We start from the raw sequence: 11,692 nt of genomic DNA on the forward strand, positions 1-11,692 counted from the left end.
CCCTGCGAAAAATTACGAGGTCTCACCTTGGTAAAAAATTCTTAGAGCAATTCGGAAAGATTAGCATAAACCATGCCTGATAAAACACTCACTTGAAACTGAAAAACCGGGAACTCTCGTCCCCGGCTTCAAATTCCAAAAACTTACTGGTGCTTTAGATGACCCAGGTATTGTCCGAGCCAATATAGCCATCTTTAAGCAAGCGGTCGACGATCTCATCAGCCAGAGCCTCAACAGTGCGCCCTGCGGTTTTCAAATGCAGTTCCGGAGCCTCAGGGGCTTCATAAGCGCTATCTATCCCGGTAAAGTTGGAAATCTCACCTTTCCGGGCCTTGGCATAAAGTCCCTTAGGGTCACGTGTTTCACACTCTTCCAGAGTTGTATCGACAAAGATTTCAAAGAACTCATCCGTATCCAGCAAATCACGAGCAAGCTGACGTTCAGCCTTAAATGGCGAGATAAAGGAAACCAGTGTGATCAACCCTGCGTCCACAAAGAGTCTCGATGTCTCAGCAACTCGGCGGATGTTTTCAACGCGATCAGCATCGGTAAATCCAAGATCTTTATTCAGACCGTGGCGAACATTATCACCATCAAGCAAATATGTATGCCGTCCTAGGCTCAGGAGCTTCTGTTCCACCGCATTCGCGATGGTCGACTTCCCGGAACCTGAAAGCCCTGTAAACCAGAGAACTGCAGGCTTCTGCCCTTTAAGACCGCCACGCGCTTTCTTGTTCACATCCAGGGCTTGACGGTGGACATTAGTTGCCCGTCGCAGTCCAAACCAGATCAGACCAGCAGCAACAGTCTCATTCGTCATTCTGTCGATAAGAATAAAGCTGCCAGTATCCCGGTTTGCTTCATATGGATCAAAGGCAATTGCTTCAGAAAGCGCCAAATTACAAAATGCGATCTCATTAAGAGCCAGCTGCTTTGCCGCATGATGATCAAACGTGTTCACATCTACCTTGTGTTTGATCTCAGTAACACTTGCCCCGATGGTTTTAGTACCACACTTCAAAAGGTATGGACGCCCCGGCAGCATTGCACTTTCAGACATCCAGATCAGATGAGCGGCAAACTGGTCACTTACATCAGGTCGTGAGTGCGCCGGCGCCAGAACATCGCCACGAGAAATATCGATCTCATCGGCCAAGGTCAGAGTAACCGACTGTCCATCATCAGCTCGCAGCTGATCACCATCCATGGTGACAATTTTTTCAACGCGACTGGTTTTGCCAGACTGGGCAACGACAACTTCATCACCCAAATTAACAGATCCGCCACGAACAGTGCCGCTATATCCGCGAAAATCCAGATTTGGACGGTTCACCCACTGAACTGGAAAACGGAACGCTGCTTCACTGTGCTCTTCACCAAGTTCAACATTTTCAAGGTGTTCAAGCAAAGTCGGACCAGTAAACCAACTGAGTTTCTCGCTATTGGTGGTTACATTGTCACCAAAACGCGCTGAAAGCGGAATGACTTCGCTACTGTCAAAATCAAACCCAGATGAGAAGCTCTCAAAATCCGCCTTGATTTCTTCAAACCGCTTTTGGTCATAGTCAACAAGGTCAATCTTGTTGACCGCCAGAACCACATGACGCACGCCCAACAAAGACGCAATAAACGCATGGCGACGTGTCTGCGTTAGCAGTCCATTGCGCGCATCAACCAACAAAATTGCAAGATCTGCCGTTGACGCCCCGGTCGCCATGTTCCGCGTATACTGTTCATGCCCAGGTGTATCAGCAACAATAAACTTCCGTTTTTCAGTCGAGAAAAAGCGGTAAGCAACATCAATTGTGATCCCCTGCTCCCGCTCAGCCTCAAGGCCATCCACGAGTAGTGCAAGATCAATTTCGTCTGCAACAGTTCCGTGCTTGCGGCTATCTTTCTCAAGCGCTGCCAGCTGATCCTCAAAAATCAGCTTGGTGTCGTAGAGCAAGCGACCAATAAGCGTGGACTTTCCATCATCGACACTGCCGCAAGTCAAAAACCGCAGGAAACTTTTAGACTCTTGTGAGTTGATATAGGTGGACAGATCAAATGCTTCTGCCACTGGCGCGATCTTGTTCATTTAGAAATACCCCTCACGCTTCTTCTTTTCCATTGAGCCGGAGCTGTCATGATCAATCAGGCGACCACTGCGCTCAGATGTGCGCGCAATGAGCATCTCACTCACAATATCTTCAAGAGTGTCAGCAGTGGATTCCACAGCTCCAGTCAGCGGATAACATCCAAGAGTTCTGAAACGAACATCCCGTTGCTCAACTTTCTCACCTGGTTCCAGACGAAAGCGATCATCATCTAACATCAACAAAGTGCCATCCCGCTCAACCACGGGTCGCTTGGCAGAGAAGTAGAGAGGTACAATTTCGATGCCTTCAGCCAGAATGTACTGCCAGATATCCAGCTCAGTCCAATTGGAGAGCGGGAATGCGCGAATAGATTCACCCTTGGCGATCCGACCGTTATAAAGTGACCACAGTTCCGGGCGCTGGTTCTTAGGATCCCAACCATGGCTCGCAGAACGGAACGAAAAAACGCGTTCTTTTGCGCGCGATTTTTCTTCATCACGCCGCGCACCACCGAAAGCTGCATCAAACTTGTATTGCGTAAGCGCTTCTTTCAGCGCTTCCGTTTTCATGATGTGCGTATAATTGGAGCTGCCGTGATCAAATGGATTGATGTTGTTTTTGACGCCCTCTTCGTTCGTGTGAACGATCAGATCCAGTCCATACTTATCTACCGTGTAATCACGGAAAGTGATCATCTCCTGAAACTTCCACGTGGTATCCACGTGCAGTAGAGGAAATGGGGGCTTGGAAGGATAGAAGGCTTTAAGAGCAAGGTGCAGCATCACCGCGCTGTCTTTACCAATGGAGTAAAGCATCACAGGGTTGTCAAACTCTGCCGCTACCTCGCGAATAATATGAATGCTCTCGTTTTCTAGTCGTCGCAAATGCGACTGGCTATCAATGCCCATCACGGTCTCCAAAGGACGTGTCGTTAAGTCTTGATCCAGAGTTTAACGGTTGAGCATTGATGCGCCGAAGCTTACCAACCCGACCTTAAGCCATAATGGGAAATAATTTTTTCGTCCGCGACTGCTAAAAAGCACGGATTTGCGAAAGGCTTGTCTTGAGGCGTTTTGAGCTTGCCGTATGCAAGTGGCGCTCCCCCCTCGACAACAACCGCTCCCCCGGCAGCACAAAGGATCGCTTGCCCGGCAGCAGTATCCCACTCCATCGTTGGCTCCATGCGTGGATAAAAATCGGCTTTCCCTTCTGCCAGGCGGCAAAATTTCAAAGATGAACCCGCAGCAACAATCGATGAGTTCTCCAATCTTTCTAATAGAGCATTGGTCCGTTCACTGCGATGCGATCGGCTTGCCAGAACCCGCAGTTCTTTAGAAAAAAACGTGCAACTCATCTCTGTAGCTTTTCCCGGCTCAAGTCCTTTGGCTTCTGATCGATAAGCACCTTGCCCAACCTCTCCCCAAAACAGCTCACCAGTCACAGGGGCAAAGATAACGCCTTTGGTGGGAGTTCCGTTCTCGATCAATGCAATATTGACTGTGAACTCGCCATTCCGGCTGATGAACTCTCGCGTCCCATCCAGAGGGTCTACAAGAATAAAGCGGGAACCGATTTCTGGCATAATTCCTGCTGCCATTGCTTCTTCAGCAATCACAGGTACATCTGGGCAGAGAACAGACAGGTGATTGAGGATAATTTCTTCAGCTTGCTGGTCTGCAATTGTGACCGGAGAACCATCTCCTTTGGTCACCGACTGAAAGCCTTCCTCATAAATCCCCAGAATTCGTTGCCCTGCTTCCAGCGCTGCAAGCTTAAAACCTTCAATCACAATTACACCCTTGATAGCTTTCTGTTCATCTTGGAGTAACTTTTAAAACAGCATGTTCTGGAGAAACAAGAGAGCTTCACAATTTCGCGATAATTGACTGCGAATGAACATCTCTAAAGAATGAGTAATTCAAATTTCGGGCAATCGAAGCATTATGTCCTAGGACAAATTCATTTGGTACCATTGACGAGCCTAATTCGCTGCAGATAAGTGCTAAGAAAATGACTGTTTCGATCTCCTTGACCTAAGGAATTCAAATATATGACACGTGCGATACGAAAAGCTGTTCTCCCGGTTGCAGGTCTGGGCACCCGCTTCCTTCCTGCAACAAAAGCCGTTCCAAAAGAAATGCTGACCATTCTGGATCGGCCTATCATCCAATACGTGGTTGATGAAGCTCGCGCTGCCGGGATTGAGCACATCGTATTTGTAACAGGCAGAAACAAGCAGGTGATCGAAGATCACTTCGATATTGCTTACGAGCTGGAAGAAACTCTGCGTCGCAGAAACAAAGACCATGCGTTGGAACTTCTTGAAAAGATCCGCCCTTCCGCAGGTACAACCAGTTTTACCCGTCAGCAAGAACCTCTCGGCCTGGGGCATGCGATCTGGTGTGCACGCGACATCATCGGCAATGAACCCTTCGCTATTTTGCTGCCAGACATGCTGATGAAAGCACCAAAAGGTTGCCTGTCGCAAATGGTAGAGGCCTATGAGAACCATGGCGGCAATATCATCTCAGTTGAGGAAGTGCCGTGGGATCAAACACACAAATACGGTATTATCGAGCGGGATGCTCCACGCACTGACGACACCTTCTCCATCACCGGCATGGTTGAAAAGCCAGCAGAAGGAACCGCGCCATCAAACCTTTACATCAATGGCCGCTATATCCTGCAGCCAGAGATTTTTGGACTTCTCGAAAACCAGAGCACCGGTGCTGGTGGTGAAATCCAGCTCACCGATGCCATGCTCACACTGATGGGCCAGCAGGACTTCCACGGCGTCGAATTCCGTGGAGAAACATACGACTGTGGTTCTCGCTCAGGGTTCTTGTCGGCAAATGTCGCTTATGCATTGGATGATTCGGAGCTGGCTGCTCAGCTACGCCCAATGCTAGACAAGCTTCTTGTAAAAACCAGCTGAGTATCGGGAAACGTGAAATGGAAAAAGTACTTGTAACAGGCACTGCCGGCTTTATCGGCAACGCTGTAGCCCTCCGTCTGTTACAAGATGGCTATCATGTCATCGGCCTGGATTGTGTCACAGACTACTATGATGTGACGCTGAAGGAAGAGCGACTGAAACGCCTCACATCCTCTAACCATTTCACAGAAGAGCGGATCAGGCTTGAAGATGCCGAAGCTGTTATGCGCATCTTCAAGCAACATGCACCGACAAAGGTCATTCACCTTGCTGCTCAGGCAGGCGTGCGCTACTCACTGGAAAGTCCTCAGTCTTACATCGATGCAAACGTCACTGGCTTTTTATCTATACTGGAAGGCGCTCGCGCGCATGATGTAAAGCATCTGGTCTATGCTTCCACCAGCTCTGTCTACGGGCTCGATGAAACGATGCCGTTGTCGACACATCGCGGCGGCAATCATCCGGTTTCATTTTATGCTGCAACCAAAAAAGCCAACGAGGCCATGGCCCATTCCTACGCCCACCTCTTTGACATCCCTTGCACAGGTCTACGGTTCTTCACCGTTTACGGTCCTTGGGGACGTCCGGATATGGCTTTGTTCAAATTCACCAAGGCCATATTGGAGGGTAAACCTGTACCGCTGTTCAACCACGGCAATATGATCCGTGATTTCACATACGTGGATGATATTGTGGAAGGTATTGTGCGGGTTGCAAACCTTCCGCCCAAACGTACGGATGATTGGGATGGAAAAGCAGCTGATCCAGCGACCTCCAGCGCACCGTATCAGGTCTTCAACATCGGCAACAGCGATCCGGTTCAGCTAATGGACTATCTTGCCGCCATCGAAGACGCGCTGGGCATGACCGCAAAGAAAGAGTTCTTACCATTCCAGCCTGGAGACGTTGCAGCCACCTTCGCTGATGTTACGGATCTGATTGAGACAACGGGCTTCAAACCGCAAACCTCCGTAAAGGCAGGGGTTGCAAACTTCGTCAAATGGTATCGGGATTACTACAATGTGTAGGACATCCCAAGGTGCCATTTTATGGAAGAAATCGTCTCAGTTGTCGGGCTTGGCTATGTAGGCTTGCCTGTTGCTTGTGCGCTGGCGCATGCAGGTATCAAAACCATTGGTTACGACATAGATCGTCACCGGGTCCAAGAACTTCTCGAGGGAAATGATAGAACTGCCTCTGTCAGCAAGACGGCTCTTTCTTCCAAAAACCTAACGCTCACGTATTCCGCGCCTGATATCAGACAGGCGCGGATCCACATTGTTGCTGTCCCCACTCCAATAAACATCTCCAAACGCCCTGATCTCGGCCCAATAAAAAAAGCCTCAAAAATCGTTGGGGCCTTCATGAAGCCCAACGATATTGTAGTGTTCGAATCTACAGTTTATCCCGGCGCCACCGAAGAGATCGCGATCCCCCTTTTGCAACGAGAATCCGGCCTGCGATTTCAGAAGGATTTCCAGATTGGATACTCACCCGAGCGGATCAATCCCGGCGACAAAAAGCACACGCTTTCTAATCTGCTCAAAATCGTTTCAGCCAGTTCAGAGGATGCACTTGAAACACTGGCCGAGCTATACGGAAAGATTGTCAAAGCAGGTGTTTACAAAGCCTCATCCATTAAAGTCGCTGAAGCTGCAAAGGTCATTGAAAATACACAGCGTGATTTGAACATAGCGCTCATGAATGAGCTCTCCATGCTGTTTCATGCCATGGATATCGATACACGCGATGTACTTGAAGGCGCTTCAACCAAATGGAACTTCCTGCCATTTCATCCCGGTTTGGTCGGCGGACACTGTATCGGCGTTGACCCTTACTACCTGACAGATAAAGCACATCAGCTTGGCTTCTCCCCTCAGGTTATCCTTGCAGGACGAGGAACCAATGAAAGTATGAGCAGGTTCATTGCAACAGAAGTCATTCAAGGCTGCGTAAAGCTTGCACGCCCTATGCCACCTCGCATTGCCATTTTAGGCATCACATACAAGGCAGACGTGCCTGACACGCGAAATTCCAAAGTAATCGACCTGATTAGAGAATTGGAGCGCTTCGGTGCCCATATCTTCGCTGTTGATCCTTTAGCCGATCCGGAACACACGAAAGAGCACTTTGGCGTTGAACTCTATCAGGAAACTCCGCCAGGTGACTGTGATGCAGTTATTCTGGCTGTCCCCCATCATGCTTTCTTCGAAAACGAAGAACCTTGGCATGTGATGGAGCGGTACTTAAGTGCAGAAAAAGTCTTTGTGGCCGATCTTCATGGCCTCTTGGAAAGAGAGAAGACACCAGAACATGTGCTTCTATGGCGCCTATAGAAAAGGCTTGGGCATTCACACGCCCAAGCCTTCGTAGTTTTTATACTCACTGAACCCTATGACCAAACATAAGGCTCCCTGTCACCACGTGCCCAGTCTTCTTTGGTCTGCTGGCGGAATTCTTCAAATCGACCTTCATCAATCGCATCACGGATGCCCTGCATCAGGTACTGGTAGTAAGCAAGGTTGTTCCAGGTCAACAGCATCGCAGCCAGACCTTCATTCACACGCACCAGATGGTGTAGGTAAGCGCGGGAGTATTTGGAAGTTGCTTCACAGTTGGATTGCTCATCCAACGGGCGCGGATCTTCAGAATGGCGCGCATTCTTCAGGTTCACTTTACCAAATCGGGTATAGGCCAAACCATGACGGCCAGCACGGGTTGGCATCACACAGTCAAACTGATCAATACCACGCGCGACACTTTCCAGAATATCTTCTGGTGTGCCAACACCCATCAGATAACGCGGCTTGTCCTTTGGCATCGCAGGCGTCGTGATCTCCAGCATCTTCAGCATGACGGCCTGAGGCTCACCAACGGCCAGACCACCAACGGAATAACCTTCCATCGGAAGCTCAGCAAGCCGCTGAGCTGATTCAACACGCAGATCCGGCACATCCCCGCCCTGAACAATACCGTAAAGGCCCTGCCCTTTTTCTGGGCCGCCCATCTTCTCAAACTGAGCACGGGAGCGTTCAGCCCAACGCAAAGACAATTGCATGGCGCGCTCAACTTCATCCCGCTCAGCAGGAAGAGCAATACACTCATCAAGCTGCATCTGGATATCAGAGCCAAGCAGGCCCTGAATTTCAACAGAACGCTCCGGGCTCATGAAATGCTTTGACCCATCATGATGAGACGAGAAGGTTACGCCTTCTTCGGTCATCTTGCGAAGACCAGACAGAGACATCACCTGAAACCCACCAGAGTCTGTCAGGATCGTGTGATCCCATCCCATAAATTTGTGCAGGCCACCAAGTTTGGCAATCCGCTCAGCAGTCGGGCGCAGCATCAAATGGTATGTGTTACCGAGAACAACATCCGCCCCCAGATCACGCACCTGCTGCGGATACATAGCCTTTACAGTCGCCTGTGTACCAACCGGCATAAACGCAGGCGTACGAACCTTGCCGTGCGGCGTTGTAATTTCACCGCGGCGCGCCATGCCATCTGTTTTCAGCAGCTTGAAGGAAAACGGCTTGGTGCCCTGCTGTGTTTCACGAGATGTTTCGGTCATTTGGAAGCCTTCTTGAACAGCAGCGAGCTGTCTCCATAACTGTAAAAACGGTAGCCAGTGCTGATCGCATGCTCATAAGCAGCGCGCATTTCGTCCATACCACTCAGCGCACTCACAAGCATAAACAGCGTTGAGCGCGGTAAATGGAAGTTGGTCATCAGCGCATCAATGGCTTTGAACTGATAGCCCGGCGTAATAAAAATGTCGGTGCTCTGAGAAATCGGGTTAATCACGCCGTCCTCAGAAACTGAGCTCTCAAGAATGCGCAGTGAAGTTGTACCAACGGAAACAATTTTGTTGCCACGGGCACGAACAGCGTTGAGCGCTGCAGCTGTCACACCGCTGATCTCGCCATACTCAAAGTGCATTTTATGGTCTTCAGTCTTGTCAGCTTTGACTGGCAAAAACGTGCCAGCGCCCACATGAAGCGTCACAAAGTGCTTCTCAACACCGCGTTTTTCAAGGGCAGCAAACAATTGATCTGTAAAATGCAAACCAGCAGTGGGTGCAGCAACAGCACCTTCATATTTTGCGTAGATGGTTTGATAATCTTTGCGGTCCTGATCATCTTCAGCCCGCTTAGCTGCAATGTATGGCGGCAACGGAATGTGCCCCACCTGTGCAATCGCAGCATCCAGCTCACCGGCAGAACGGTCAAACTTAAACAGAATATCGCCAGCCTCGGACTTCTCAGTCACAACAGCAGAAAACTCTGCAGTATCTTTGCTTTCCTCATCAAAAGCAAAACGAACAGTATCGCCAACTTTCAGTTTCTTAGCTGGACGAACAAAGGCACGCCATTCCTTCGCGCTGGCACGCTGGTGCAATGTCACACCAACTTTTGCCGTCACGCCATCGCGCGAGCGGAAGCCAAGCAGCTGTGCCGGAATAACTTTTGTATCATTAAAGACGAGCGCATCACCCGGCTCTAAAAGATCAGGCAGAGACAGCACCTGATCATCTGTCAGCAGTTGCTCACCATCAGGGCGCACCACCAACATCCGTGAACTATCACGCGGAACTGCCGGGCGGAGCGCAATGTTTTCCGGTGGCAGATCAAAATCAAAATCATCAACCAGCATAGGGTATCCAGTTTTACAAAACAGCAAATCAGCGCCGCACAGTATGTGGTCGCCATCTCCGTGCTGTCTTATTGGAATTATTGCCAAATCCGTTTGTATTCTGCAGGCCTTGCTGTCACCTGTCCCGCAGTCAAACGATTGAAGCCAGAGGGAGATACCCCTTGATGCGATTTAGGTCAACCTGTTTAGAAGAGCGCTGCGTCCATTTGCATAGCCCTAACAAAAAGGCCCGGCAAAATGCCGAGCCTTTTATAATTCGCAGTGCGTTCGCTATTAAGCGTCCGCAGCAACCTTCAAAGAGACAATCTTATCTGGGTTGGAAACAGGCTCACCACGTTTGATCTTGTCAACGTTGTCCATACCTTCAACAACCTGACCCCATGCGGTGTACTGACCGTCGAGCCAGGATGCATCGCCGAAGCAGATGAAGAACTGGCTGTCGCCAGAGTTTGGATCCATAGAGCGAGCCATGGAGCATGTGCCCCGAACGTGTTTCGCATCGTTGAACTCAGCTTTCAGCTTCTTGCCGGAGCCGCCAGTACCTGTGCCCTGAGGGCAGCCGGTCTGAGCCATGAAGCCGTCAATCACACGGTGGAACACGATGCCGTCGTAAAAGCCTTCACGTGCAAGCTCTTTAATACGAGCAACGTGGTTAGGTGCCAGGTCAGGACGCAGTTCAATAACAACGTTACCCTGAGTGGTTTCCAGCAGCAGTGTGTTTTCTGGATCTTTGATATCAGCCACGGGACTGTCCTTTATCTTAGAATAAGTCTGAGTGCAGACATAGCCTCTACTTGGCGTCTGCCGCAACCTGCATTTTGATGATCTTATCAGGGTTACGAACAGGTTCGCCGCGTTTGATCTTGTCTACAGCGTCCATTCCGGAAACCACGTCACCAAATACGGTGTACTGACCATCAAGCCAGGATCCATCATTGAACATGATGAAGAACTGAGAGTTCGCACTGTTCGGGCTGCGGGAACGTGCCATGCCAAGAGTACCGCGCTTGAACGGAGCTTTAGAGAACTCAGCCTTCAGGTCAGGCATTTCAGAGCCGCCCATACCTGTGCCGGTTGGGTCGCCAGTCTGTGCCATGAAGCCGTCGATCACACGATGGAATACGATGCCATCATAAAAGCCTTCACGTGTAAGCTGTTTAATACGCTTCACATGCTCAGGTGCAAGATCAGGACGCAGCGTAATTTCAACGCGTCCGTCTTTCAGGTCCAGATAAATCGTGTTTTCAAGATCTTTCGCGTTGGCAGTGAATGGCATCATAAATGCGCCCACAACCATCGCACATGCTGTCAGGATACGTAGCAAGATTTCTGTCCTTGTCTTAGCCAAGGCGTACCTCTCAAACTCCCAATTGGCTTTCGAAAAGAGATACGCACACAAAACAAAATTTAGCGGGTGTTATGTGATTGCACATAAACGCGACGCGCTAAAAAAGTCTAACCCTATCAAATAGGCAGTCTTTTCTGTTGCGTTGTTTTTAAGCAATCTCAAAGCGCTTTTTAAGCGCAGCCTCAACACACTTGGGGACAAACGAACTGTAATCTCCCCCCATCTTTGCAATCTGGCGCACCAGTGTAGCCGTAATGGGGCGCATCACTGGTGAGCTTGGAAAAAATACGGTCTTGATGTCAGGTGCCATCGCCCCATTCATTCCAGCCATCTGCATTTCATAATTGAGATCAGTCGAGTCTCGAAGTCCTCGCACCAGAATGTTAGAGCCATGCTCTCGCGCTGCATCCACTACCAGCCCAGTGAAGGAGACTGTACGAATACGAGCAGCATTTTCTGCACCAAACTGCTCTTCACAAGCAAGGCGGATCAAATCCACACGTTCTTCAAAGGAAAACAACGGAGCCTTGGAAGCCTGAATGCCAATAGCTACAATCACTTCATCAGCCAAAACCAATGATTGTTCCAGAATATCCAGATGACCGTGTGTCATAGGATCAAATGACCCCGGATAAAGTGCAATGCGCTTCATATAATCTCTCGCGTCACAAA

At 49.6% G+C, this 11,692-nt stretch carries 11 protein-coding genes; 3 read left to right on the top strand and 8 right to left on the bottom strand.

Annotated elements, in window-relative coordinates; translation table 11 throughout:
- Positions 1-154 precede the first annotated feature (154 nt).
- The 3 genes from cysN to cysQ all read right to left on the bottom strand — a co-directional run bounded on the left by cysN (position 155) and on the right by cysQ (position 3,870).
- Positions 155-2,080, bottom strand: a complete 1,926-nt coding sequence (cysN, locus tag PsAD46_RS17840) for a sulfate adenylyltransferase subunit CysN (RefSeq protein WP_063290831.1) — start codon at positions 2,078-2,080, stop codon at positions 155-157.
- On the bottom strand, positions 2,081-2,989 hold the full coding sequence (gene cysD, locus PsAD46_RS17845) for a sulfate adenylyltransferase subunit CysD (protein WP_057466276.1): 909 nt from the start codon (positions 2,987-2,989) through the stop codon (positions 2,081-2,083).
- Positions 2,990-3,060: 71 nt separating this feature from the next.
- Positions 3,061-3,870 (bottom strand): 3'(2'),5'-bisphosphate nucleotidase CysQ, encoded by an 810-nt coding sequence (gene cysQ / locus PsAD46_RS17850; RefSeq protein WP_063290832.1) that lies wholly within the window; start codon positions 3,868-3,870, stop codon positions 3,061-3,063.
- Positions 3,871-4,131: 261 nt separating this feature from the next.
- Here cysQ and galU point away from each other — a divergent pair, with 261 nt between their 5' ends.
- The 3 genes from galU to PsAD46_RS17865 are packed head-to-tail and all read left to right on the top strand — an operon-like array spanning position 4,132 to position 7,352.
- Complete coding sequence (gene galU / locus PsAD46_RS17855; RefSeq protein ID WP_057466274.1) at positions 4,132-5,016, top strand: UTP--glucose-1-phosphate uridylyltransferase GalU; 885 nt, start codon at positions 4,132-4,134, stop codon at positions 5,014-5,016.
- Positions 5,017-5,033: 17 nt separating this feature from the next.
- Positions 5,034-6,044, top strand: coding sequence for an NAD-dependent epimerase (locus PsAD46_RS17860; protein ID WP_063290833.1), 1,011 nt, complete (start codon positions 5,034-5,036; stop codon positions 6,042-6,044).
- Between the two features lie 21 nt (positions 6,045-6,065).
- Positions 6,066-7,352, top strand: coding sequence for a nucleotide sugar dehydrogenase (locus PsAD46_RS17865; RefSeq protein WP_063290834.1), 1,287 nt, complete (start codon positions 6,066-6,068; stop codon positions 7,350-7,352).
- 56 nt (positions 7,353-7,408) lie between these two features.
- Here PsAD46_RS17865 and tgt read toward each other — a convergent pair whose 3' ends face one another.
- The 5 genes from tgt to coaD form a co-directional block, all read right to left on the bottom strand.
- Entirely contained in the window at positions 7,409-8,590 is a 1,182-nt protein-coding gene (tgt, locus tag PsAD46_RS17870) for a tRNA guanosine(34) transglycosylase Tgt (protein WP_063290835.1), read from the bottom strand.
- Positions 8,587-9,672, bottom strand: coding sequence for a tRNA preQ1(34) S-adenosylmethionine ribosyltransferase-isomerase QueA (gene queA / locus PsAD46_RS17875; protein WP_063290836.1), 1,086 nt, complete (start codon positions 9,670-9,672; stop codon positions 8,587-8,589). The genes tgt and queA overlap by 4 nt, the downstream gene beginning before the upstream one ends.
- Before the next feature lie 273 nt (positions 9,673-9,945).
- The gene (locus PsAD46_RS17880) at positions 9,946-10,407 is read right to left on the bottom strand and encodes a peptidylprolyl isomerase (protein ID WP_093521872.1); all 462 of its coding nucleotides are present in this window, start codon (positions 10,405-10,407) and stop codon (positions 9,946-9,948) included.
- Positions 10,408-10,462: 55 nt separating this feature from the next.
- Positions 10,463-10,969, bottom strand: coding sequence for a peptidylprolyl isomerase (locus tag PsAD46_RS17885; protein ID WP_063307566.1), 507 nt, complete (start codon positions 10,967-10,969; stop codon positions 10,463-10,465).
- 199 nt (positions 10,970-11,168) lie between these two features.
- Complete coding sequence (gene coaD, locus PsAD46_RS17890; RefSeq protein ID WP_063307519.1) at positions 11,169-11,672, bottom strand: pantetheine-phosphate adenylyltransferase; 504 nt, start codon at positions 11,670-11,672, stop codon at positions 11,169-11,171.
- Between the last annotated feature and the right edge of the window lie 20 nt (positions 11,673-11,692).

The sequence above is a fragment of the Pseudovibrio sp. Ad46 genome, from assembly GCF_001623065.1.
GTDB lineage: Bacteria > Pseudomonadota > Alphaproteobacteria > Rhizobiales > Stappiaceae > Pseudovibrio.